The following is a 25320-nucleotide window of genomic DNA, read 5'->3' on the forward strand; positions in this document are numbered from 1 at the left end:
GAGAGCATGCGCTGTGAGATTTACCACAAAAAGAGAAAAAGAAAATAGGCAGCGCCAGCCACCTATTTCATCACATAGCTTGTTTCTTATTTTTCGCATAGTTCGTTATGAACATGATTCCAATGACAGATAGCGTCAGCATTGCCAGACTGTTCACAATCGTTTTGAGCGTGTGCAGTCCTTCCAGGTTATTCATTACCATCACTGCCATAAGTAATGCGAGGATACTCAAGTTTACGATGTTACGGTTCATCTTCTCACCACCAGAAATTCAATCTATAGTTCATTGTACCACTCTCGATTTGTTAACAGTAATTTTTTTTCATCGGGATTCAAGCCAACCTAACTCGCTCTCACTCTTCATAAAAAAACGATCTCATGCGAGATCGTTTTTTGGTGTCCAATTTGGTGCGACGGGTGTCGCTTTCGGTTCGTCGACGACGAGCATCTTTGTGACGACCCTTCCGGCAATCGATACTGCGATGAGAGTATACAATGCGTTCGATAATGGTAAATAGATGAGTGAAATCCCAAGGACGATCACATCAAAAATAATCAGAATCGTACCGACCGACACACCTGTCCATTTCGATAAGCCAAGAGCGAATAAGTCATCGCCCCCGGTAGCCCCGCCTGACTTCAAGACAAGACCGAGACCATATCCGGTTACAATCCCACTCGCGATGGCCGCAAACAATGTTGCCGGCCATATTTGAATATCAAACGTGAGCAAGTCGAGACGGTCCCACATCGCATAACTAAGCGACAAGGACGAAGCGGCTAGTACCGCTTGCCCGACAAAACGCCATCCTCTCCACCACAAAGCGACGATAAAAAATGGGATGTCGAGCACGATCATCGAAATCGCCGGGTCGATATCAAATAAATAACGACCGAGTAGCGATAATCCGACGAACCCGCCTTCCGCCAAACCAAACTGTTCATTCAAATAATAATAACCGAACGCCATGATCAGCGTTCCGAGCACTATGGTAGCAACTCGTTTCATTCCGATTGTCCTCCCCGTTCTTGACGGAGAGGAGGATCCTCAGTCGTAGCTGCGGTTCCATCTGTTCCATCTCCGATCTTCCGTTTGTTGATTGATACACGTGTAAGCGATCAGTCAACGCTAGAAGTCCGGAAGTTGGAACAGAGGCCATGTCCTCTCGGTATCCATAAAGACCTTCCTTTCTCAAATTGCGCGTAATCTTGTACGTAGTTTACCACACATTTTGATTCAGTTCATGAATTTTACCTTTAGTGCATGTTACGTTTCGGTAAATCTTTCTTTCCGAACCACCACCAGTTCCACTCCCCGAACAGTTTCATGAGAGACGGAACGAGCAGGATCCGGATGATGGTCGCATCAATGAAGATGGCGAGCGCAATCCCCACGCCGAGCTGTTTGATCGGGCTCACACCCGTAAAGGCGAACGCACCCGTCACGACGATCATAATGATGGCGGCTGAAGTGATGATTTTACTCGTCTTCGCAAGCCCCATCTCCGTCGCATAGTCATTGTCGCCCGTCTCGCGGTAATATTCCTCGATTCGCGAAACGAGAAATACCTCATAGTCCATCGACAATCCAAAGACGAGTGAGAAGATGAACACCGGTGTCAAAATACTGATTGTTTCTGCATCGTACACAAAAACTGATTCAAAAATGATGACGAGTAAACCGAACGTCGCCCCAAGACCAAGCACGTTCATAAGAATCGCCTTGATTGGAATCAAGATGGATCGGAACGCCCACATGAGGATGAAGAAGGTTGCCAAGATGACGGTGATGACCGCATAGGGAATGCTGTCATAAATCTCATCATAAATCTCTTCATTGAAGGCTGCCGGTCCGCCGACTTCAAACCCTTTGTCTCGCCAATCGCGTACGAATGCTTGCGCTTCTTTGTCGCTCGGAGGTACATCGAAGCTGACATTCACGAGCGCCAAATCTGTATTCCCATCAAGGGTCACAAGTCGCTCAAGTGGGGCGAGTTGTTCTGGCGCCGCTTCGGCGAGTTGCGTAAACGTCTCAGGCGTCAATCCGGATGTCGTTAAGAAAGTCGAGACATTATCGACAATATCGACCTCGTTTAACTCATCTGTGAGACTCGTCAATTCCTCTAAAATCATCGGATCGGTCAAATCGTTCGCTTCAAACAGAAGGACCGCATCGGTCGAGTTATCCCCAAACACATCGTCCCATCGTTCGAGTGCCGCTCGTGATTCATATGAGGTAGGGAGCGCATCGGCGTCCGGAATGTTCAACTCTAGGTCGCGCACGAACCAAAGACTCGGGAGCAGGATCAACAAAGCAATGAGCGTCATCGTCACCGGACGTCTCATCACGAAGCGAGCAAGTTTTTGCCAGCGCTTTTCAGATTTCGTCTCATCTGTCTTGATGATTCGTCCTTTATTCAAGGCGTCACCGACTAAGTAAAGCGACGACGGCAACAAGGTCAGTGCAGATAGCACGGCCCCCGCGACGGCAATGAGGGCACCGAGCGCGACCGCCTGAAAGACATCTACTTGAATAAATAGGAGTCCGGCTAATCCGACAAAGACACATAGACCTGAAAAGAGAATCGAGCGTCCCGCCGTCGCTACCGTCCGGACAATCGCCTCTTCTCTCGATTGCCCGCGCGTTAACTCTTCCCGATACCGATTGACGAGTAACAGTGAAAAATCAATCCCAAGCGCAATCGCAATCATGGCGACGGCATTGAGAACAAAGATAGATAATTCCATGTTTTGTGCAAAAAAGAATAGCGATCCCGCTGCGACAATAAAGGTAATCAACCCGACGAGTAACGGCATGAGCGCGGCGAGCGGTGTGCCGAAAACAAGCAACAACACGAGAAGCGCGACCGGAATCCCAATCAACTCCGCTCGAATCAAGTCATTTTTCGAAGCTTCGTTTAAGTCATCCGCAAAGACCGGTTCTCCCGTCAAGCGGACTTCGGTATCCGTATCAACGATGAGCGCGTCTCGGACGGCATCGATCGAGGATTCCGCCGCATCATAATCTTCGAATTCCAGCACGAAATAGGATACGTCCCCTGAACGCGCGTCCGGATTCTCCGCCGGGGTAATCACGCCATCAATTGATGAAATTTCCCCAAAACGGTCTTGTTGTTCGTCCATGACCGCCTCCAGATTTCCTCCTTCAAATAAGACGATCATTGAAGCACCTGCTCGATCAAATCGTTCATTCAACTGATCTTCTACCTGTTGGAAACGTCCGTCTTGAATGGCAAATCCGTTTCCTCTCAACTCACCCGGGAGCTGTAGCCCGAAATAAACTGAACCCGCGAGTAAAATCGCCCATATGAGTAATACGCCATACCGAAAACGAACCAACTGCCTACCTAACCATTCCATTGATGTCACTCCTCCCTGTCTATCCATCTACTTCCCGTTTCTCGATTCATTCATCAACACTTCACAAAAAATTCCTGAACCTAGGTTCGGTTCAGGACTCTTGTCGTTCAAAGACTTGAAGCCAGCTATGACAAAATCGAGGTGGTGCGGACAAGACGACGAGTCGATCCCCTCGTTCATCTAACAGCATTACCTTCAATAATTGGTTGTCTGCACACACGCTTGAGCAAAATAATTCTTCCTCTCGATGAAACAGTTGGAACGACTCTGTCGATGTGATCGCCGTCGTTTCTCCCACTTGATCGAGAATGACCGTGTCGCGGTTTCCTTCGTATGGAATGCGCCAGGTTTCTTTCGTCTTCACAATTTCAACTAAAAAATGATGAGTTCGTTCATCGAACAATGTCACACACGTTTCAGGTGTGAATCGTTCAAAATCATACGTCTCTTGATACGCTAGCTCGATGATGTTCCCAAAGACAGGGACTTCTTCATAGCGGCTATATCGAAACGTATGATCATGGAGGTTCAAGGCTACGACATCTGATTCGGCTGAATATAAGAAGATGTCATCGCCTTGCCAATAGTGCAAATTGCTAAACCAGTCTCCGTTGAATCGTTGAGGGATCGCATGCGTCTCCATCTGTCCTCGTTGTAAATCAATGACTCCGTAAAGTCCTTTTTCCTGGAACCATGCCACGGCACGTCTTGCATTCGGCTCCACATATAGGGCGCATGGTGTCCATTTCCAGTCGATCTCCCAGCGAATTTGAGACGACTCGTCAAAGAACAAAAATCCAGTTTGCGCCAAGTACAACATCCAACCTTCACCTACACGTTCTAGCCATTCGATCGTTTGATGAAATTGAAAGTCTGCTGTTTGTTTGTACATTTGATCACTTCCTAGTTTCAGCTTAGCAACGACCGAAACGAAATTCGATTTTGAATGTGTTCATTCAACACATTTTCGATTTTCCTGTATACTGACGGTAAAGACATATCGTTTAGAAAGGAGACCTTCCATGCGTCCATTACAACTATCACCAGAGACCGCAGTAGAACTCGCAAAAAAATTAAACGTCCCCCTCGAGGAACTGATGCATATGCCAAAACACATCCTCGTTCAAAAAATGATGCAACTCGAGGCATCTCAAACAGAGGAAGACACACCAAAGGAGACGGATTAACGTCTCCTTTTTGGTTACTGCTCTTTGCGTTTCCGCTTTCTCGATACATACCAGAGACCACCGATTACAGCGAGGGCCGCACCACCGGCAACAGCGTACTTGCTGTAATCTGGGCGACGTTCGGTTACGACTAGTGTCGAGAGCGGAGCGACCGTCATATGACGGTCCTCGACTTGACGTGGCGCCGTCAGATTAACGGTATGGTCCTCCACGTTCACCTCGAACTTGCCAGATGGAAGTTTGACCTCAACCGCCTCCTCGAGTGCGTTGTGGTAGACGATATGTCGTTCTACATATCCTTCCACATGACGGCTCAATTCAAAGGCAATCACACCCTCTGCTTCATCAAAGAAACGCAAGTGTTTGCGAATCTGTTCCGTGTTCTCGAGTCGGAAGAGCGGATATTGCTTACGCAGACGCAAGAGGCCTTTCACATATTCCACACTTGGCGCTTCTTGCTCCGCCCGGTTCCAGTCCATACGGTTGATGACTTCGCCTGAATTGAAGCTATTCTCATCCCCGTCTTTTGTCCGGAAAAATTCCTGTCCACTGTGAAGGAATGGAATCCCTTGACTTAGGAGCACAATCGACGTCGCCAAACGGTGGCGACGGCGACGTGTCGTCTCGTCATCTTCCGGATTCGTCACGGATAACTTGTCCCAAAGCGTCAAATTGTCATGACATTCTACATAGTTGACGACCTGGTTCGGCTCATCAGCGAAACTTTGGCTCGTGATGCCACCAGCAATCCCTCGTTTCACATCTGCTGTCATATCCGTGTTTCCACTCACCCAGCCCGGTAAGTCTTCGATGAAGACGTCTCCTCGGACACCGTCTCGAATCCCATCATTGAATTGGGCGATGCGTGGCATCTTATGCGCATTATGCTGATTCGCTTTTTTACGAACCGGGAGCGGTGTATCCAAATCCCACCCTTCCCCGATGACAAGAATCGATGGGTCGACGCGGTCGAGCGCTTTCCGAATCTGGTTCATCGTTTTGACGTCATGGAGTCCCATCAAATCGAAGCGGAACCCATCAATCATGAATTCTTTCGCCCAGTACGTGACACACTCGACCATGAGCTTACGCATCATCGCACGCTCGGATGCCGTGTCATTCCCACATGCCGAACCATCCGCGAGTGTTCCGTCTTCGTTTAAGCGATAGTAATAGTCCGGGACGAATTGCCCGAGCGGTGTTGTCAACGCATCATACGTGTGGTTGAAGACAACGTCCATGATGACCCGGATGCCTCGATCGTGGAGCGCTTGAATCAGTGCCTTCAATTCGACAATTCGCGTCGCCGGGTCATCTGCCGACGAGGCGTAAGATCCTTCGACCGCAAAGTAATGAACCGGATCGTAACCCCAGTTATAATTGTCTTCCCCTTCACGTGACTCATTCACCGAGCCGTAGTCAAAGAACGGCATTAATTGGAGATGAGTGATTCCAAGCGAGGTAATATAATCGAGTCCGGTCGGGTAACCGCTCGTGGTCGTCGTACCCGTCTCGGTCATCCCTAAGAACTTCCCACGGTGCGTCGCCCCACTCTCTGGGTGACTCGTCAAATCACGGACGTGCGCCTCATAGATGACCGCCTCTTGTGAAGAATTGAATAGCGGACGTTCTTTGATCCAATGGTCCGGGTTCAAAGATGCCGGATCGAGCAGACATCCTCGTTTCCCATTCACTCCGACGACTTTCGCATACGGATCGAGCGACTCTACTTTTTTCCCATCAATCAGCGCTTCAAATACATAAAATTGACCTTCGAATAAGGCACGGTCGAGTTCGATCACCCACGTCCCCTTCTCAGCCAGCTCGAGCTCGAGTCGTTCAAACTTACGGGCACGGGCTGTTCGATACAACTTGACCGACATCTGTTCCGCTACCGGAGACCAAACTCGTAGTCGAATCTGTTCCCCTTTGAACGTCACCCCTAGGTCTTTCCCGTGATAGGCAACGTGATCTAAGTCTGCATGTGTGTGTTGATCCATTGTACGTTCCATCTCTTCACTCCTTCACTGCTTCAAATCTGCTATCATTATAACAAAACCACACAAAGGATGGATGAAACATGGCAAAAGACAATTCTTTCGATATCGTGTCAGAAATGAATCTTGAAGAAGTAAAGAACGCAATCCAAATTGCGGAAAAGGAAATTTTGAACCGTTATGACTTCAAAGGGTCAAAGAGTGAGATGTCCCTCGACAGTGGCGACCTCGTCCTCATCTCGGATGACGACTATAAACTCGAGCAATTAAAAGACGTCTTGATCACGAAATTGATTAAACGCGGAGTCCCGACGAAAAACCTCGACTATCAAAAAGTAGAGAACGCACTCGGCGGCACGGTTCGCCAACGTGTGAAATTGAAAAGCGGCATCGACAAAGACGACGCGAAGAAAATCAACAACGCCATCAAGGAATCAAAACTAAAAGTCAAATCGCAAATCCAGGACGACCAAATTCGCGTGACAGGTAAGTCGCGTGACGATCTTCAAGCCGTCATGCAACTCGTACGTGAACTTGAATTGTCCGTCGATGCCCAATTTACGAACTTCCGATGAAACTCGCCATCATCAGTGACCCGCACGGTTCGTTTGATGATTTAAAGGCCGTCCTGGATGACGTTCGTCGCGAAACCGAGCATATTCTCTGTCTCGGGGACCTCTACGAATGCCATGTTGGCAAAAAACGACGTCACGAGCGCTTTCATCATGTAGAAGACGTCGTGACGTACGACCCAAATTATGAAGCGTTACTCACATTCCCGAGTCTACGAGGCAATCAGGAAGAGCGAATCGACGAGGTGCTCGTAATCGACCATCCTGTGAAAACACGGATTTCGTTATTGCCGGAACAGACGACTCTCGAGGAAGCACGCTTTTTACATGGACATCAAGTGAAGTGGAATAAAGACTGGGAACCGATGGTCGAGAAAGGAAAATACCCACTCGTCTTCATCGGACACAGTCACATCCCCGGGATTTACCGAAAGGGAACCTCTCTGCCGTGGGAACTCGGGACACCGTAACAAAAGAAGAAAAAACGATACGTCATTAACGTCGGCGCCGTCATCTTCGATCGGGAATGGTGTCTATATGACACGGAAGCCCGAACGGTCACGCGGATGAAAGCATGAATACAAAAAAGGACCTCAATTTTTTGAGGTCCTTTCGTCTGTCTTACATTTCTTCCGGAGCTTCGACACCGAGTAAACGGAGCCCTTCTGTCAATACGAGCGTCACTGCCTTGACGAGAGCGAGACGCGATTGTTTGCTCGCATCTTCTTCTAGGACGCGGACGTGACCGTAGTACTTGTTGAACGCTTGCGCGAGGTCGAGTACATAGCGGCTGATGATTGATGGTTCGCGGCGTTCATGCGCACGCGTGATGACGTGTGGGAACGCATTGAGCATCGTGACGACACCCCATGAGTAGTCATCGTCTGCACCAGTGAATGGTGACCCGTCATAGTTTCCTTTACGAAGGAGTGAGTTCGCACGAGCGTTCGTGTATTGAACGTAAGGTCCTGTCTCCCCTTCGAACTTGAGCATGCTGTCGAGATCGAACTCGATGTTGTTGATGCGTTCGTTTTTCAAATCGTGGAAGACGACCGCGCCGACACCGACCATGCGGGCAACGTCTTGTGCGTTCGCAAGATCCGGGTTCTTCTGCTCGATGTTCGCCTGCGCTTTCTCGATTGCCTCTTTCAAGACTTCCTCAAGAAGAACGATGCGCCCTTTACGTGTCGACATCTTCTTCCCTTCTTGCAAGATCAAGCCGAACGGCACGTGATGCATGCCATCAACAAAGTCATATCCAAGCTTACGAAGGACCGAGAAGAGTTGTTTGAAATGGAGCGCCTGTTCGCCACCGACGACATAGTTCGCTTGAACGAAGTTGTACGTCTCGTAACGATAGATTGCCGCTGCCAAATCACGTGTCGCGTACAACGTCGCGCCATCTTTTTTCTTGATCAAGCAAGGTGGCAAGTTCTCCTCTTCGAGCGAGACGACCATCGCCCCTTCACTTTCCACTAAGAGGTTTTTTTTCTAGCATCTCGACGACGCGTCCCATTTTATCGTTATAGAACGCTTCCCCGTTGAAGCTTTCGAATTTCACTCCAAGAAGGTCATATACTTTCTGGAACTCTTTGAGCGACTCGTCACGGAACCACTGCCAAAGCTCTGTCGCTTCCGTATCACCATCTTCAAGCTTTTTGAACCAAGCACGGCCTTCGTCTTCGAGTTCTGGTTGTATCTTCGCCTCTTCGTGGAAATGGACGTATAATTTCAAGAGTTCTGCGATTGGATTGGCGCGTACCGCTTCCTCATCGCCCCACTTCTTGTAGGCGACCATCAATTTCCCGAACTGAGTGCCCCAGTCCCCAAGGTGGTTGACGCCGACGACGTCATATCCGTTTTTACGTGCGATTTGGTTGATCGCATTCCCAATCACCGTCGAACGCAAGTGACCCATCGAGAACGGCTTCGCAATGTTTGGTGACGAGAAGTCCGTCACAATCGTTTCATTGCGTGCTTCGTGTGTCGCATATTCCGATTTTTCCTCAAGCACGGTGTTGATGATTTCTTTTGATACGATATCACGGCTCAAGAAGACGTTGACGTAAGGTCCCGCCGCCTCCACTTTCGTGAACAATTCATCGTTCAATTCATTTGCGATATCTGTCGCAATCATGACAGGTGCTTTTCGGTAAGCTTTCGCCAATTGGAAACACGGGAACGCGAGATCACCGTGCGCCTCGTGTTTTGGCTTCTCAATCAATGCTTCAATTTGGTCAATCGTGAGTTCTTCACCGATGACACGGGATAGTGCTTCTGCATATTTGCGTTCATAACTCATCTGTATGTCCTCCTTCTTCAATAACAACTCATAAAAAAAACGCCCTTTGCATAGATGCAAAGAGACGGGAATTCCCGCGGTACCACTCTTCTTGCCTGCATGATGCAGACCGCTTTATGGTGATAACGGTTCCCTCCGGCTATGCCTACTCTCGTTTCGGATAGCATCTCAAAAGTGCGTTTCGCGACGTTTGTCAGCCCAGGCTCTCACCAATCCCCAGGTCGCTTTGTTGACTAAACCATCGTTACTCTCTTTTTTATCGACTTTCGTCTATGCGGTTGAAAAGCAACTTCATTATAGAGGATATTCCCTGTATACTCAATGCTAGAATTCAAGCATGATAAAAGAAAGGCAGGACTCGCACGAAATCATGACGAATCTTTACTATTATATCTTGAAATGTCCCATGCTAGGAGGGAACACATGAACCACTTTCGCAAGATGTCCATGCTCGGTTGGAGTATATGGAGTGTTTTGTTCTGCTTCACCATCGGATTATTTGCATTGGATGTGCTGCACGCCCCGACCATTGATCCGTTGTCCTTTATTTTAATCTCATTACTCGTCATCATCTTTCAACTCGATTCAATCGAAGTCAAAGGTGTGTACTTCACATTCTCTGAGAGTATCGTATTAATTCTATTTCTATTCTTTGGATTTGAAACAGCACTCATCGTCAACCAGATTGGATTATTCGTCTTTCAATTCGCCAATTTGAGACCAAAAGTCGCCATACGCCGTTTTCGCTTCACCTATCCGTGGAACGCCATTACGGCATACTTAGAAATTGTCATTCCCGCTACCGTCTATCTCGCCCTCGGTGGGGAGACTGGAATCGATTTCTATTCGAAAGAATCATTCATCCCGCTTGCCGGGTTATTTCTTGCCATCTTCTTAAACACCATTTTCCAAAAGTATCAGGTGAGATGGTGGTTCCGCGTTGATATCGGGTTGAGTGACTTTTTGAAGATCGCCTTCTACACATACGTCGTCAGTTTGATTTTCATCTTAGCCGCAGCATTCTTCCGAGAGACGAATTTACTTGTCGTGAGCAGTATCGCGGCAGCACTGACCTTCTTCATCAAACGACTTCTCATTCAAAAGGGACGACAGGATGCGTATAAATCTCTGATTGAACAGTACGACGAAGCGAAAGAAGCCGTCTCTTTGTCTCAGAGCGAAGCGCAAGCCATTGAAGTCTTTTTAAGTCAATGCGAACAATTGAACCATTACGATGAAGGATATATCGAGTTCAAGCTATTCAATCGCACACTCTATTTCGACTTGAAGACACGTCAACCGATTGATCGCCCCATCGTATTTGCGCTACTGGATATCAGTCAACCTGTCGAGCCTGTCCTTGACTACGAGATGCGATTTGAGTGGGATGCTTCATTGTCTGACGCTTTCCATGACGACTACCATAGCTTCGTCTCAATTCGTTCGGAAGAAATCGAGGGAATCCGAACATGGATCGTGATGACAGGAGAACCTGTATATGGGTATCCGAAGATTATCCAACAAGAAATCCTCAAGTTGCTCAAGTCGTTCAACCGGACCATCAGCCGTTGTCATGAACGAGATCGTCTGTATACCGAGAGCCGGACGGATAGTTTGACTCTCCTCGCCAATGCCCGCGCCTTCTACGAATACGGGATTCAACAAATATCCGACATCTCGATGTATCCGATCTCGGTCGCCATGCTCGACATCGATTTCTTTAAAAAAATCAATGATACGTATGGCCATCAAGTCGGTGACCAAGTGTTGCAGGAATTTGGTCGACGTATCCGGCAAGCCCTTCGCGCTGATGACTTTGCCGCCCGTTATGGTGGGGAAGAGTTTATCTTGCTTCTCAATCATTGTGACATGTCTCAAGCCGTTGACATTGCAGAAAGAATTCGCCAGCAAATCGAAGCGAAACCGTTCCTTGTCGATCATCATGAGATTTCTGTGACTGCGTCCATCGGGATCGATACAATCGATGCGTTTGGAAATAAGCGATTAGACGATACGATTCGAAACGCGGACCGTGCGCTATATGTCGGTGGGAAATACGCGGGACGTAACCGTGTGGCGCACTTCAACAATTTAACGACGTAAACTCCCCTTTCTCACATCGAATTGGGGAGTTTTTAAGTTGACAAGCAGATTTGAAACAGGTACGTTAGGGAACGTGTTTACTAATTGGATAGATTCACTTTTTATCGAGAGAGACGGAGGGACTGGCCCTGAGAAGTCTCGGCAGCGGGGAACCTGTGCCAAATCCAGCGGGCGTATTGCTCGAAAGATGAAAAGGGTATTTCGCACGAAGGACCTTTTTCTCAGAAAAGGGTCCTTCTTATTTTTTAGTGAGGTGATTATTTTGGAACAACCAACAGCAAACAAATGGGCACTCTTGCCGTTACTCGTCTTCTTACTCTTCTTCATCGGGGCGGGTGTCTATTACGGAGACTTTTATAAGTTTCCGGTACTCGTCGCAGCCATCATCGCCTTGATGGTTGCGGCATTCATGACAAAAGGAAGTGCCACCCAAACCGTCGAGCGCATCGCGCAAGGAGCCGGCAATCCGGGCATCATCATCATGATTTTCATTTTCTTACTGGCTGGCGCCTTTTCAACGGTAGCGGAAGCCATCGGGGCAATCGATGCAACGGTCAACGCCGCCTTGACTCTATTACCACCTTCGCTTCTCTTGAGCGGACTCTTCGTCATCGCCGCCTTCATTTCAATGGCGATGGGAACGTCGACGGGTACAATTGCGGCACTTGCACCGATCGCCCTCGGTATCCATGAAGAGAGTGGCGTCAATGTCGCCATCGCTGCCGCAGCCGTTGTCGGAGGGGCGATGTTCGGGGACAATCTCTCGTTCATCTCAGACACGACCATCGCTGCCGTCCGGACGCAACGAACGAACATGCGTGATAAATTCCGCACGAATTTCTGGATCGTGTTACCGGCCGCCATCATCACGACGGTTTTACTCGCCGTCTTGTCAAATGGGGAGTCAACGGTCGATGTCGCCGCATTCGAATGGTACAAACTGATTCCGTATCTTGCCGTCATCGGACTCGCATTGACAGGACTGAACGTCATTTTGGTTCTGTTAGGTGGCATCACGCTCACCGGCATCATCGGTCTCCTAGATGGAAGCCTATCCGTCACGGCGTTTGTGACAGCTATTGCGGACGGGATGATTAGCATGGCCGAAATTTCATTCCTGACATTACTCATGGGTGGACTCGTCGGTCTCATCTCACACAACGGCGGACTCACGTATTTACGTGACGCGTTGACATCTCGTATTCAAAAACGTGCCGGTGCCGAATGGAGCATCGCCGGACTTGTCAGTGCGACAAACGTAGCGACGGCGAACAATACGATTTCCATTCTCGTAGCCGGTCCACTTGCAGCGAACATCGCGGACGAGTATGACATCGAACGGAAGAAATCAGCAAGCGTACTCGACATCTTCTCATGTGGGGTACAAGGGATTCTTCCGTACGGAGCTCAATTACTCATCGCTGCAGAATTGACGAAGACCGCATCGCCGGACCTCGTCCCGTTCATGTTCTATCCGTTCCTACTCTTTATTTGTGGAGGAATCGCCATCGCATTCAATTACCCACGTTTTAAAAAACAGTCATAAGTGAAAACACCCCTTGTTCAAAGGGGTGTTTGTCGTTTCGTGACCATCTCTTGTTTCAACCGCTCGTTCCGTTTCTTGAAAGCGCGTCGTTTGAGCACTTCTTCTAGCCCCCGGCTGATGGCCCATAATGCGACCAAAAGTAGACCGAGCATCGATAAACGAAATGGACTTTGGATAAATTCCTCCCACTGGTCCCCGATGACAGAGAAAATCACGACGACGAGCAGTTTCCCGAATCCTGCCGCCATGATGAACGTACGGAGCGGCATCTGAATGAGCGCCAATAAATACGTGATCAAACTGACCGGGATGAACGGGAGAGAATATAAGAATCCGAGCGAGATCGGACTCATATGATTGATTCGTTCCAACCAATAGACCGCCGCCTTATGTTTTTCGAGCCAGCGCGTCATCGGTTTGCGGAAAACGTAAAGGACAGCCGCAAAAACGACGATGGTTCCAAGAAGGTTCCCGATCCAGGATAAGAGAACGCCTAACAGAAAGCCGTATGTCGCTGCATTGGCAGAGATGATTAAGACGAGTGGTAAAAATGGAAAAATCGCTTCTAAAAACGGTGCACCGAGTCCAGCCCATGGACCACCAGGCAAACCTTGAAGCCATTCAATCAATTGGATGATGTACTGTTGGAGAGAATTAAGCATAGTCGTTCCACCTTCAACTTTCGTTACTACTCTATTACCCGAATTCGATTTACAAGACGCATCTCCCTGAAATCGTCAAAAAAAATTAAAAACCATTTGCGAAAATTCGTCGTGATATTTATCATATAATAATGGACTTGTGGTTGCAGGCAAGTCTATTCGTCGAACGACACAACCCAACGTTAATTTTCCTGCAAAAAACTGAACACAGGGGAGCAACACAACATGGAAACAAAACCAATGCGGGTCTTGCTGTACTATAAGTACGTCAACATCGAAGACCCAGAAACACTCACGCAAGAACATTTGAAGTATTGTAAGGACCTCGGCATCAAAGGACGCATCTTGATTTCCTCCGAAGGAATCAACGGGACGTGCTCTGGTACTTGGGAGCAAACCGAGCAGTACATGAATGACTTGAAAGCAAACCCTCTCTTCAGCGATATCGAGTTCAAAATCGATGAAGTCGAAGAGCATGCCTTCAAGAAAATTTTTGTCCGTCACAAGAAAGAGCTCGTGACGTGGCGCTTTGATGGCGAGTTTGATGTACCGAAACAACACGGTGCATACCTCGAACCAGCAGAATGGAAAGAGATGATGAATCGTGATGATGTCGTCATCCTCGACGTTCGTAACAACTACGAGTACGAACTTGGTCACTTTAAAAATGCGATCAAAATCGATGTAGAGGCTTCACGTTACATGCCGGAATGGCTCGAAGAGAACAAGGACCTCTACGAAGGGAAAACACTTCTCACGTACTGTACCGGTGGCGTCCGTTGCGAGAAATTTACAGCATATATGCGTGACCAAGGTCACGACAACATCTTCCACCTAAAAGGTGGCGTCGCAATGTATGGTAAAGATGAAGCGACAAAAGGAGAGGACTGGGAAGGCGAGCTCTATGTCTTTGACGAGCGGATCAATGTCCCGGTTAACTCCGTGAACCCATCTGTCGTCTCACACTGTATGCACTGTGGGACAGAGACGGTTCGTTACGTTAATTGTGCCAACCCGGAGTGCAATGCACAGCATTTCTGTTGTGAAGAGTGTGAACCGAAACAAATGCGTTCATGCTCGAAGGAGTGTCAAGAACACCCACGCAACCGTTATATCATCGATAACATTGCAGAGAAACTTCAGGAGACTGAAGGAGTAAAAGGGTAACAAAAATCGACCAGAAGATGTCTTGGAGAACGTGTCCAAGACATCTTTTTTTGACGAAATCTTAACGTCTAGCTTGCGCCTCTTTCGGGTATAGTGAAGATACTATGTCAGACAGGAAGTGAATGCACGCATGTTTAACGAACCTTTACTCGCTGCGATTCTCGCTTGGTTTATCGCCCAAGCGGCTAAGCTCGTAACTGAACTCATTAAAACAAGAGATTTTGAAATTGAAATCATGTTCGCTTCAGGAGGCATGCCAAGTTCGCACTCGTCTACCGTCGTCGCACTCGCTACCGCGATTGGGCGAATGGAAGGCATTGACTCGAGTCTATTCGCTCTCGCTGTCGTCTTTGCCACTATCGTCATGTATGATGCGACCGGAGTTCGGCAGGCGGTCGGTTTCCAAGCACGGCTCTTGAACGATTATTTCAAAGGAATTAAACATGAGACCCCACTCTTGAATGAACTCGTCGGCCATACGCCGTTCCAAGTCATTGTCGGAGCGTTACTCGGTCTCGTCGTCGGACTGTTTTTCCCAATGTAATCGCAGAAGGTATGTCATTTCTCACACTCTTGATTCTTTTTGTGAAGTTTCACAAAGAAGACGGTATACTCAAGAGAGAGGAGGAATCGACATGCCTTTTTTGCTTAAATCTTATGAGTCTCTCGATACACTCGCCGAAGCGATTGGTCAAGCGATTCGAGCACCGATCACGATTGAGAATCGCCACCACCAGTTGCTCGCTTATAGTACACATCCTGATTCGACCGACCCGGCCAGGATTGCGACCATCATCGGGCGTCGTGTCCCAGAAGCTGTCATCGAAGACCTATGGGAGAGTGGTATTTTACAAGAAGTCATCGACCAAGATGAACCGGTCGTCATCCCGGCCCGTCTCGCCGTCGGTCTTGGGGAACGCGCCGCAATCGTCATCAAACAACATGATGAAGTACTCGGCTATATTTGGAGCTTAGCTCGGACAAATCCGTTCAGTACTCAAGAATTAGCCATCTTGCAAGAAGGGGCGACCATCGCCAAAAAGCTGCTTATGACCATCGCGATGCACGAGCGACGAATCAGCGCCGAGCTCGAACGCTTCTTATTAGATGTCCTCGCTTCCCCGACCCTGACGGATGCGAATCGCGAACGATTGAACGAACTTGCTCCGATTGCCGTCGCCAGTCGGTTGACGGTCATCGAATGTGCTCAACCGATCACCCCTCAACTTGCGGAACGCCTTCACTATGTGCTTGCGACGCAAGAGTCAATTGAAGTCGTTTTACATGCCATCGACGGTCAGCAGCTACTCGTCTGGCATTATATGAAGTCTGAACTCTCCGATGAAGAGACTGTACTCATAGCCTGGGCGGAACGGTTCGAACAATTGCTTCAAGACAAGTTCAGCGAATCCGAACCACGTCTTGGCATCAGCCGACGTTTTTTCGAAAGTGACATGTTATATGCCGCAGCCGAAGAAGCGCGACGGGTTACCACGCTGCGTCGCAAGTTCCCGCTCGAACTATCGACTTCCCGTGCCTTCGAGCAGATCGGCATTTATCAACTCGTCCCGGAACTCGCTCGACGTATCGGACTCCGACTGGAGACCCACCCGACAGTCGAACGGTTGCAGCATTATGATTCATCCCATCAGACCGAACTCGTGAAGACGCTCGAATGGTATTTTTATTTTGATGGGAACGTCAAACGAGTCGCCGCTCATCTTCATATTCATCCGAATACCGTTCTGTACCGGATTCGCCGCATCGAAGAGTTGACGAATATCACACAAGTTTCCTTACCAGAAAGATCCATGATTTATTTAGCCATTAAGGCTGGTCAATATCGATTAGAAGACTAGACGCTCACTTTGTGATTTTTCACAAAGTGAGCGTCTTCGTTTTTAGAATCCATGCTAAAGACAGCGTTTTCAAATGGGTCTATACTAGGGGTGTGAACAAATTGTGTCAACGGAATGAAAGGGGAATGTTCCATGAAAATCGGGGTATTAAAAGAGATTAAAAACAATGAAAATCGGGTGGCCTTAACACCGATGGGTGCATTTATGTTAACGGAGCTTGGTCATGATGTATTCGTCGAAACGAATGCCGGTCTCGGTAGCGGATTCACGAATATGGAATATATTGATGCCGGTGCAACGATTCTTGAAACGGCGAAAGAAGTTTGGGAAGGCGTCGAACTCGCTCTCAAAGTAAAAGAACCACAGCCGTCTGAGTATCAATACTTCCGTCCTGACTTGACGCTCTTCACCTATTTACACCTTGCGGCAGAGCCAGAATTAACGAAAGCGCTCGTCGATTCTGGGATTACAGCCATCGCCTACGAGACAGTAGAAGTGGATCGCACGTTACCACTCCTCACACCGATGAGTGAAGTGGCAGGACGTATGGCTGCGCAAATCGGAGCTCAAATCCTTGAAAAACCACATGGTGGAAAAGGAATCTTGATGTCTGGTCTCCCAGGCGTGCCTCGTGCGAACGTCACGGTCATCGGAGGCGGTGTCGTTGGAACGAATGCAGCTCGAATCGCAATTGGTCTTGGGGCGAGCGTGACGTTGATGGACATTAGCCCGGCTCGTCTTCGTCAAATCGACGACTTGTTCGGAAACACAATCAATACGTTGATCTCAAATAAATACAACATTGCGAAACAAGTGGCTGAGAGTGACCTTGTGATTGGTGCCGTGCTCATTCCAGGAGCAAAAGCACCGAAACTCGTCACGGAAGAAATGGTACAGCGCATGTCGCCTGGTTCGGTCATCGTCGACGTCGCCATCGACCAAGGTGGGATTTGTGAGACGATCGACCATATCACGACGCATGATGCGCCAACGTATGAGCGTTATGGCGTGCAACACTACGCCGTCGCTAACATGCCAGGTGCCGTGCCACGCACTTCGACAATGGGTCTGACAAACGCGACGATGCCATATATCATAAAATGTGCGCAAAAAGGCGTATTCCCAGCACTTCTTGAAAACGAGGCACTTCTCAAAGGCCTAAACGTCATCAATGGAACGGTCACGTATGAAGCGGTTGCACGTGATTTGGAATATCCGTTCGTTCCGGCCCATGAGGCGGTCTCAAAACAAACACAAGCTTAACCTTTAAGACGATGAGATGCCCGTTCTCATCGTCTTTTTCTATATAAAAAAAGAAGAAACCGAACGCCATCGTCCGATTCCTTCTTTAATTATGCGTTATGCGTTATGCGTTCTCAACGGCGATATCTTCCCCGATGATTTTCACTTCCGGCTCTAATTCCACTTCAAATTTCTCTTTAACGGTCGCCTGGACGTGACGGATGAGTGAAATGTACTCTGTCGCCGTCGCCTCATCGATATTGACGATGAACCCAGCATGCTTGAGCGAGACTTCCGCTCCTCCGATGCGTTTGCCTTGCAGTCCAGAGTCTTGAATCAACTTGCCGGCAAAATAGCCAGGCGGACGTTTGAACACACTACCACACGAAGGGTATTCAAGCGGTTGTTTCGATTCACGTTTATACGTCAAGTCGTCCATGACTTCTTTGATTAATTCATAGTTTTTTGGTTCTAGTTCGAACGTTGCCTCGAGTACGATCAAGCCCTCTTTTGAGACACGGCTCGTTCGATAGTCAAGATCGAGTTCGTCTTTAGATAAATGAAGTACTTGACCATCCTGCGTCAATACCGTCGCAGATGTGATGACGTCTTTCGTTTCTCCGCCGTATGCACCTGCGTTCATGTAGACGGCACCACCGACCGTCCCAGGGATCCCACATGCGAACTCGAGGCCCGATAATCCCTCTGCCAGTGCTTGACGTGAGACGTCGATAATCGCTGCTCCTGCCTGGGCAATTATTTGATTCCCTTCCCGACGAATCGAGTCGAGTTCATTCAAGTTCAAAACGATTCCACGGATGCCGCCATCGCGGACGATCAAGTTTGAACCGAAGCCAAGAATCATAAACGGCATCGCTTCTTGGTGGGCCAGTTTTAAGACGGCCTGCACTTCTTCGTACGTGTGTGGAGCCACGAAGTAATCTGCTTTGCCCCCTAGTTTTGTATACGTGTGTGCCGACAATGGCTCGTCTTGAAGGACGCGCTCGGCCGGAATGATCATTTGAAGTTGCTGTAAAAAGCTCATGCGTTCACTCAATCCTTTATGTTCTATTTAATCAGTGTCTCGGTCCCACTTCATTCGTTCCGAGCACGTCACTGAATGGTTTCAGTACGAATCACAGTATACAAATGATTATTGGACGTGACAAGCAACGTTTTTCTTACAAATTCATGATTAGTTTATAGCAATAGTGATGTCGCAATGGCAACAATGATTGGAATTGTAAAGTTATCCCAATCTCGATATGAAATCGCTTCAGTTAGTGTAGCGATGATGGAAATGATAAACCCATATGTTACCACTTGCCAAAGGACGACATCATTCCACAAAAACAATAAAAATAAGACAGCATATGAGCTTAGAAACATGGCAATGCTTCCTTGGAAAGAACGCTTTTGTCCATATAAATCATAGATGACCGTCCCATATTTGCGTCCGATGAGTGCAGCCATTCCATCCCCCCAGGCGAGCACGAGTGATCCGGCTAAAAATGCGATCGGCTCGGACTCGAAGAAGAAGTATAAGATAATGAGCAATGCAATCGGATAGTATACAGTCCCGAATGATTTTCGTTCCGTTTGATGCACCGGTGACGGGCTTTTATATAACAGGACCGCATTCGCAAATGTGAAGAAAATGAGCGGGACTGCCGCGACGTACCATGAATCCATTAACCAAACTGCTAATAACGACCAATGCCCGACTGCGATATGTACACTTTTTTGTTTTGTTTCATCCGTCCATCCCAGACGCTTCCCGACGTGTTCGAGACCCACGAGAAACACGAGGACGACTACAATGGAAAGAATCGAACTAATCCATTCATTCATTGCTTGACCACCTTCATATATAGAGTGTGTATGATACCGTCATTATACCTTAATCAGTGCCCATCCTAGCTTACTTTTCAAACATTTGGTAGAATGAGGTCAAATGACTGTATAGCCAACGTACGCTGTTGGCGATAGAAAGGGTGGCCGTATGCGCGACGCAACTTCAATTCAAACTTTGGCAGATTGCCTTCATTTTATGCAGGTCGGAGAAATCGAGCGAGCCATCGCCCTCTTCCCTGAAGACGTGCGTGAACATTTCCCAAAAAAGCTTCGAAAAATCCACTTGTTTCATATTGAAAAGAACGGCTTATCGATTAACCAAATCGTCGCTCTCGCTAACGCACTGACCGGAGAGCATCTCTCTGCGACGACGATTCAAAACTGGACGAAGCGTGAAGTTCGTAAAATCATCGGTGTCCCACGAATCGGTAAAAAGTATTCCTTGCATCAAGCGGCAATCATTTATCTCCTTGATGATTTGAAACACCTTTTTTCCCTCGAAGAGACGAGTTCCTTGTTGGCGCTCATCTTCAACAACCCTGACCGGGACGAAGACGACTTCATCAAACCGATTGATTTTTATCGACTTTACGCGGAGTATGCGAAGTCAACAAGCCCGATCGACCTTCTCGATACACGGGCGAAGCGTTCGCTCGAAAAGATGAACTATGAACATCCAAATATCATTCACGTCTTGAAGCTTTGTCTATACGCACATCGGGTGACGACACTCGAACTCGAGGCCAAGCACTATTTGAACCGTTTCATTTGATGAGACGGTTTTTTCGTATCAAAAAACACCGGTCTCTTGACCGGTGCTCGTCATCGTTATGAGACAGATGCTGCGAGCGGCATCCGTGATTTGACCGTTAACGTCTTTAAGACGGAAAGGAGTTCGAACATCGATAACTGATCGGCTTCTTTCGTTAAGCAGAACGTATCGTCTTCTTGTTTCCGTAGTTCCGCGACAAGTTTACCTGCTTTGTCGCGAACGCTAAACTTGTGACGTTCCACATCATATTGAATCGTGAAGAGTCCGCGTTCATAGACGTTGTACTCACACTTTTTCCCGAATAACGAGAACTTGTCTTTCAATTGACCAATCGCCTGTCCATCATGGTTCATCACGACCCATTTTTGGCAGTTTGGGATGTATTTCCCATGAGCGATCTGTCGTCCAGACAAATTGTGCACTTGGACACTGCCTTCCGCGTCGCGGTGAACAGATCCGATCGCATCATTTGTCTCGTCATAAATGGTCGCCTCACCTTGTGTAAAGACGCAACCTTTTACATAAATTAATTTGCGCACCGCTTTTTCCTCCTAGCACGTTCCAACCGTGATTGTTTGTATGTGTACGGTCGGGTATTACTGAAAACCCCAATCGTTTCTCTGTGTAGTTTTTATCTCGTTTCAACTACTACATATTTCATATGACGAAGATGATTATTGCATCGTTTAAAGAAAAAGACAACCCTTTTTTTTCGACATCATTTGGATTCTGTCGAACTTGTGAACAAGCCTATTCTCATCGCTTATATCCCGCTTCTTTTAAGAGTTCTTCAAGCTCCATTCTTGCAATCAGACGAACTTGATTTGGCGCCGCCAATTCGTATGCGCTGTCCGTGAAATTCGAGTTCGTCACGACCCAGCCTTCGTGTGCTTGGTAATAGGGAACGGCCGCTGCAATTTGTTGAACCGCTTCGAGTCCGACCGTCTTTTCATAACGCTTTGCTTGAACGGCAATCGACCATCCATCCGGTGTCTCCAGTAACAAGTCTGCTCCAAAGTCACGCGATGCCGGAGTCACCGTGACCGTATATCCAAGCGCGGTGAACACTTCTTCTAAAAATAGTTCAAACTCCCGACCATCCATCCGATCAATGCGGTCGATAGTCGACAGCCTTACTCTCCATATAAACCACGCAATTCCAAGCAAGAGAAGCAGTACGCTGCTCCAAAGCGGTGCCTCGAACCACCATAAACATATGGCACCAATGATCCCAATGAGTAATCCAATCATGCTCATCTTTCCTTTCCAATTCCTCTCCCTCACTTTACCGTTTTGAGGGCAGGAAATGAAAGGGGGATCTGTCGAATGATATAGAAGATGTGCTCGTCTGACACCGCGAAGGAGGGATGACTGTTCATGGAGAATCATGCCAATCTCCAAAGTGAGTTACTACATGCATTACCTTACGGAGTTGCGTTAATACAGAAAGATGGAACAATCGTTCAGGCAAACCGTCCGTTTCTCGAGCAGTTTCCTGAGAATCTACAGAGACGTTCGAACCTTTTCCATATGGTCAATCAGTCACCGATTACGATGGAATTGTCTCGTCGGATGGAACAAGGACTGCCTTGGATGTATGAACTGCCAACGATGCGAGTACACGCCATTCCGTGGGAAAATCAATATATTCTCTCCATTGAGCCATTGCCCCATGATACACGCGTGACGATTCAACACAACGCTTTTGAGGCGATGATGCATACTGAACTCGACATGGCGATGATCATGACGGATGCGAATCTGTTGATTACTCGTTTCAATCAGGGGGCCACGGAACTGTTTGGCTATGCGCCCCATGAAGTGCTTTACGAAATGACACCGTTCGCTTTATTTGAATCGAGAGAATTAAGTGAAAAGCGCTCTGCTTATCAAGACGAGACGGAACGGTTGCTATCGTTCGAACAAATGTTGCGCCTCGCACTCGACAAAGGTGACCGGGAATGGAAGTTTCAATGTAAAGATCGGACACATTTCATCGGCAAATTGTTCATGCATCCCGTTTATGAGCAAGAGCAACTCATCGGCTTCTTTTTCTTCGTATTTGATGTGAGTTCCGAGATTGAGTTGAAACGTGAGCTCCGTTATAAGGAACAGCGTTATCGCATGTTTGCCGAATCGGTCATCGAAGCCGTTCTGTTCCATGAAGATGGGATGATTCTCGATGCGAACAAGGCGGCGGAATCCATCTTTAAAATCCCTGCAGAGCAAATGATGGGACGCCAGACTATCGAGTTTATCGCGGAAGGGTACCGGGCCGATGTGTTGCGACGCATTCGCAATCACATTCAAACGCCATACGAAGTGATTGGTCGTCGGCAAGATGGAACGTTCTTAGAACTAGAGGTGTATCCGAAAGAAGTGACGTATCAAGGGCAAACGTTACGAGTCGCGGTCATGCGTGATATCAGCGACCGTAAAAAAGTAGAGCGTATGCACGAAAAAGAAAAAAATGCCATCGCCCGTCAGCGCGATATCATCCAGTCAATCTTACAAGCATCGAATGAAGCGTTCGTTTTGACCGAATCGAACGGGAGTGTCTTGTTCATGAACGTCCACGCAAGACGACTCATGGACTTACCGGGCATCGCTCCAAATAAAATTCAGGAGCGTATCCCGCTCCTCTCCACGTTCCGTCCTCGTGACAGGAGCGAGATGCTACGAAAGATGGATCAACTTCTCGATGGGACAGCGCGTGAAGTATCGATGCGTTTCTCCATCCCACAGCCAAACGATCGAGATGAAGAATACTATGAGATGTATGGAACGACGATGGATACAAAACGACAAATCGGTATGGATAGTGGATTCTTGTTTGTGTTCCGTAACCGAACTGAAGAAGAGCGTATGGACCAGATTAAGAATGAACTGGTGAGCACGGTCTCACATGAACTGAGAACTCCTCTTTCCTCATTATCGGGATATATCGAATTGATGCTCGCTCGGGATTTGACTCCTGAAAAACGGGAGCGCTTCTTGAAGACGATGTCGCGGGAAGCGAAACGATTGACCGCCCTACTCAACGACTTTTTGGACATCCAACGCATGGAAGATGGTCACCAAGAATATAAACAAGATCATTTCGCTTTGAATGAACTTGTCTTAGAAGTGATTGAACGCTTCCGCGAAACGAGTGATCATACCATTCATTTCGATAATGCGGATGATGACTTGCATCTCGTTGCCGACCGAGATCGCATCGAGCAAGTTCTCGTCAACTTGATTTCAAATGCGATCAAGTATTCCCCGAATAGACAGGAAATCGAAGTACGGGTCCGACAAGACCACAATCAAGCGCATGTATCTATTCGTGATTTCGGTATCGGGATTCCGGAGCACGCCTTCGAAAAATTATTCACAAAATTTTATCGGGTCGATAATTCGGATACACGTAAAATTGGTGGAACCGGTCTTGGTTTGTCGATTTGTAAAGAAATTATCGAATCACATGGTGGAAGCATCGAAGTGGAATCGACTGTCGGAAAAGGATCGACTTTCACATTTACATTAGATTTAGCGGAGGAAACGTCATGAACAATTACGCCTTTACCGGGTTCCCTGGTTTTTTAGCAGGAAAATTAATTGAACACCTCGCTTCGTTACCGCATCAAATCGGAGTCATCTACGCCTTGCATCTTCCGAACCAACAACGTGATGCAGAAGAGCTACGAGATACGCTACTGTCAACGACGTCGCTTGCACCGCACCAGCTCGTCCTTGTTGAAGCAGACATCACGTTACCCGAAGTGATTCTCGACCCGATTATGCGGTCTGTCATTGAACGCGATGTACATTACATTTTCCATCTCGCCGCCGCATATGACTTGAGTATTCCTTATGACATCGGTTATCGCGTCAATATACTCGGAACCAAACATGTGACCGCGTTCGCCAAACGCTCGAAACAATTGAAGCGTTATGTGTACTTCAGTACCGCCTATATCGCCGGACGTCGCCGTGGGACGGTTTATGAAAATGAATTATGGCATCGGGTCCAGTTTAAAAATCATTATGAGGCGACTAAATATGAAGCAGAGGCACTCGTTTCAAGAGAAATGGGTGGCATGCCAATCACCGTCATTCGTCCTGGGATCGTAATCGGACATAGTCGCAAGGGCGAAACGAAAAAGTTCGACGGTGTCTATTTCGTCTTACAATTGATGACACAACTCCAGCAGATGCGCCCACTCCCTTACATCGGGCGGGCGAATGTTGAGGTAAACCTCGTTCCGTACGATTATGTAGTAGAAGCGACCGCTTTCCTAGCTCATTCTCCAAACGGCCTGAAGCGGACATTTCATTTGACGGACCCATTCCCACATGGCGCACGAGAGGTATATCGTATGTTGCATGAGACGATGTTTCAGCGTTCTCCTCGCGGAACCGTTCCTCATGCCGTTGCTGACGCGGCATTTACTGCTTGGAATGGTGCAAAGCGGCTCGAGGTTCCTCACGAACTATTGGAGTACTTTAAACATCCTGTTCACTTTGACACGACACAAACGATACGGGCACTCGACGGAACGGGCATCGTATGTCCAGACCTCCAGGATTACCTCCCTGAGATTGTCCATTATTATATGGCACACAAAAAGCCCTGATTCGTCAGGGCTTCAACTATGATTGAAATTAAATGAACAAGTATACGCCGTGAATCA

At 47.8% G+C, this 25320-nt stretch carries 22 protein-coding genes, 1 pseudogene, 1 riboswitch and 1 other annotated feature; of the genes and pseudogenes, 12 read left to right on the forward strand and 11 right to left on the reverse strand.

Features of this window, described 5'->3' with window-relative positions; translation table 11 throughout:
• Positions 1 to 70: 70 nt before the first annotated feature.
• The 4 genes from BBB58_RS00850 to BBB58_RS00865 all read right to left on the reverse strand — a co-directional run bounded on the left by BBB58_RS00850 (position 71) and on the right by BBB58_RS00865 (position 4273).
• Positions 71 to 253: a hypothetical protein gene (locus BBB58_RS00850; RefSeq protein ID WP_031424424.1), complete on the reverse strand. Its 183-nt coding sequence runs from the start codon at positions 251 to 253 to the stop codon at positions 71 to 73.
• A 123-nt stretch (positions 254 to 376) separates the two neighbouring features.
• Entirely contained in the window at positions 377 to 1009 is a 633-nt protein-coding gene (locus tag BBB58_RS00855) for a YitT family protein (RefSeq protein WP_074034898.1), read from the reverse strand.
• 248 nt (positions 1010 to 1257) lie between these two features.
• Entirely contained in the window at positions 1258 to 3381 is a 2124-nt protein-coding gene (locus BBB58_RS00860; RefSeq protein WP_074034900.1) for an MMPL family transporter, read from the reverse strand.
• Between the two features lie 91 nt (positions 3382 to 3472).
• The gene (locus BBB58_RS00865) at positions 3473 to 4273 is read right to left on the reverse strand and encodes a hypothetical protein (RefSeq protein ID WP_074034902.1); all 801 of its coding nucleotides are present in this window, start codon (positions 4271 to 4273) and stop codon (positions 3473 to 3475) included.
• A gap of 130 nt (positions 4274 to 4403) precedes the next feature.
• On the opposite strand from BBB58_RS00865, the gene BBB58_RS00870 reads away from it, so the two are divergent.
• Positions 4404 to 4568, forward strand: coding sequence for a YycC family protein (locus BBB58_RS00870; protein WP_074034904.1), 165 nt, complete (start codon positions 4404 to 4406; stop codon positions 4566 to 4568).
• A 14-nt stretch (positions 4569 to 4582) separates the two neighbouring features.
• Here BBB58_RS00870 and pulA read toward each other — a convergent pair whose 3' ends face one another.
• Positions 4583 to 6580, reverse strand: coding sequence for a type I pullulanase (gene pulA / locus BBB58_RS00875; RefSeq protein WP_074034906.1), 1998 nt, complete (start codon positions 6578 to 6580; stop codon positions 4583 to 4585).
• A 68-nt stretch (positions 6581 to 6648) separates the two neighbouring features.
• Between pulA and BBB58_RS00880 the strand changes: the two genes are divergently transcribed.
• The gene (locus BBB58_RS00880) at positions 6649 to 7140 is read left to right on the forward strand and encodes a YajQ family cyclic di-GMP-binding protein (RefSeq protein WP_074034908.1); all 492 of its coding nucleotides are present in this window, start codon (positions 6649 to 6651) and stop codon (positions 7138 to 7140) included.
• On the forward strand, positions 7137 to 7607 hold the full coding sequence (locus BBB58_RS00885) for a metallophosphoesterase family protein (protein ID WP_244150652.1): 471 nt from the start codon (positions 7137 to 7139) through the stop codon (positions 7605 to 7607). The genes BBB58_RS00880 and BBB58_RS00885 overlap by 4 nt, the downstream gene beginning before the upstream one ends.
• 151 nt (positions 7608 to 7758) lie before the next feature.
• Here the strand turns inward: BBB58_RS00885 and argS are convergent.
• Positions 7759 to 9439 (reverse strand): annotated as a pseudogene (gene argS, locus BBB58_RS00890) (arginine--tRNA ligase).
• A 57-nt stretch (positions 9440 to 9496) separates the two neighbouring features.
• Positions 9497 to 9708: a binding site (T-box leader), on the reverse strand.
• 154 nt (positions 9709 to 9862) lie between these two features.
• Between argS and BBB58_RS00895 the strand changes: the two are divergent.
• Positions 9863 to 11542, forward strand: coding sequence for a GGDEF domain-containing protein (locus BBB58_RS00895; protein ID WP_074034910.1), 1680 nt, complete (start codon positions 9863 to 9865; stop codon positions 11540 to 11542).
• 98 nt (positions 11543 to 11640) lie between these two features.
• A riboswitch (SAM riboswitch) is annotated at positions 11641 to 11736 on the forward strand.
• Entirely contained in the window at positions 11730 to 13088 is a 1359-nt protein-coding gene (locus BBB58_RS00900) for a Na+/H+ antiporter NhaC family protein (RefSeq protein WP_074034911.1), read from the forward strand. Its footprint overlaps the riboswitch before it by 7 nt.
• 17 nt (positions 13089 to 13105) lie before the next feature.
• Here BBB58_RS00900 and BBB58_RS00905 read toward each other — a convergent pair whose 3' ends face one another.
• Positions 13106 to 13750 (reverse strand): TVP38/TMEM64 family protein, encoded by a 645-nt coding sequence (locus BBB58_RS00905; RefSeq protein WP_074034913.1) that lies wholly within the window; start codon positions 13748 to 13750, stop codon positions 13106 to 13108.
• A gap of 225 nt (positions 13751 to 13975) precedes the next feature.
• On the opposite strand from BBB58_RS00905, the gene trhO reads away from it, so the two are divergent.
• From trhO to ald, 4 genes are all read left to right on the forward strand, one after another.
• Positions 13976 to 14917, forward strand: coding sequence for an oxygen-dependent tRNA uridine(34) hydroxylase TrhO (gene trhO / locus BBB58_RS00910; RefSeq protein ID WP_074034914.1), 942 nt, complete (start codon positions 13976 to 13978; stop codon positions 14915 to 14917).
• 118 nt (positions 14918 to 15035) lie between these two features.
• Positions 15036 to 15461, forward strand: a complete 426-nt coding sequence (locus BBB58_RS00915) for a divergent PAP2 family protein (RefSeq protein WP_143180200.1) — start codon at positions 15036 to 15038, stop codon at positions 15459 to 15461.
• Between the two features lie 91 nt (positions 15462 to 15552).
• Entirely contained in the window at positions 15553 to 16776 is a 1224-nt protein-coding gene (locus BBB58_RS00920; protein ID WP_074034915.1) for a PucR family transcriptional regulator, read from the forward strand.
• A 132-nt stretch (positions 16777 to 16908) separates the two neighbouring features.
• Positions 16909 to 18039, forward strand: a complete 1131-nt coding sequence (gene ald, locus BBB58_RS00925; RefSeq protein WP_074034916.1) for an alanine dehydrogenase — start codon at positions 16909 to 16911, stop codon at positions 18037 to 18039.
• Between the two features lie 103 nt (positions 18040 to 18142).
• On the opposite strand, the gene murB is transcribed toward ald, so the two are convergent.
• Both murB and BBB58_RS00935 read right to left on the reverse strand, forming a co-directional pair.
• A complete protein-coding gene (gene murB / locus BBB58_RS00930; RefSeq protein WP_074034917.1) occupies positions 18143 to 19063 on the reverse strand; it encodes a UDP-N-acetylmuramate dehydrogenase in 921 nt (306 codons plus the stop codon).
• A gap of 155 nt (positions 19064 to 19218) precedes the next feature.
• On the reverse strand, positions 19219 to 19869 hold the full coding sequence (locus BBB58_RS00935; protein WP_074034919.1) for a diacylglycerol/polyprenol kinase family protein: 651 nt from the start codon (positions 19867 to 19869) through the stop codon (positions 19219 to 19221).
• Between the two features lie 151 nt (positions 19870 to 20020).
• Here BBB58_RS00935 and BBB58_RS00940 point away from each other — a divergent pair, with 151 nt between their 5' ends.
• Positions 20021 to 20644: a DUF1836 domain-containing protein gene (locus BBB58_RS00940; RefSeq protein WP_074034921.1), complete on the forward strand. Its 624-nt coding sequence runs from the start codon at positions 20021 to 20023 to the stop codon at positions 20642 to 20644.
• 56 nt (positions 20645 to 20700) lie between these two features.
• Here the strand turns inward: BBB58_RS00940 and BBB58_RS00945 are convergent, their stop codons facing one another.
• Both BBB58_RS00945 and BBB58_RS00950 read right to left on the reverse strand, forming a co-directional pair.
• Entirely contained in the window at positions 20701 to 21183 is a 483-nt protein-coding gene (locus tag BBB58_RS00945; RefSeq protein WP_015880506.1) for an LURP-one-related family protein, read from the reverse strand.
• Between the two features lie 217 nt (positions 21184 to 21400).
• Positions 21401 to 21895, reverse strand: coding sequence for a restriction endonuclease (locus tag BBB58_RS00950; protein ID WP_074034923.1), 495 nt, complete (start codon positions 21893 to 21895; stop codon positions 21401 to 21403).
• A 126-nt stretch (positions 21896 to 22021) separates the two neighbouring features.
• Between BBB58_RS00950 and BBB58_RS00955 the strand changes: the two genes are divergently transcribed.
• The gene (locus tag BBB58_RS00955; RefSeq protein ID WP_074034924.1) at positions 22022 to 24196 is read left to right on the forward strand and encodes a PAS domain-containing sensor histidine kinase; all 2175 of its coding nucleotides are present in this window, start codon (positions 22022 to 22024) and stop codon (positions 24194 to 24196) included.
• Positions 24193 to 25263 (forward strand): SDR family oxidoreductase, encoded by a 1071-nt coding sequence (locus BBB58_RS00960; RefSeq protein WP_074034926.1) that lies wholly within the window; start codon positions 24193 to 24195, stop codon positions 25261 to 25263. The genes BBB58_RS00955 and BBB58_RS00960 overlap by 4 nt, the downstream gene beginning before the upstream one ends.
• The last annotated feature ends 57 nt before the right edge of the window (positions 25264 to 25320 follow it).

This window comes from Exiguobacterium profundum (assembly GCF_001909285.1).
Classification (GTDB): domain Bacteria; phylum Bacillota; class Bacilli; order Exiguobacteriales; family Exiguobacteriaceae; genus Exiguobacterium; species Exiguobacterium profundum.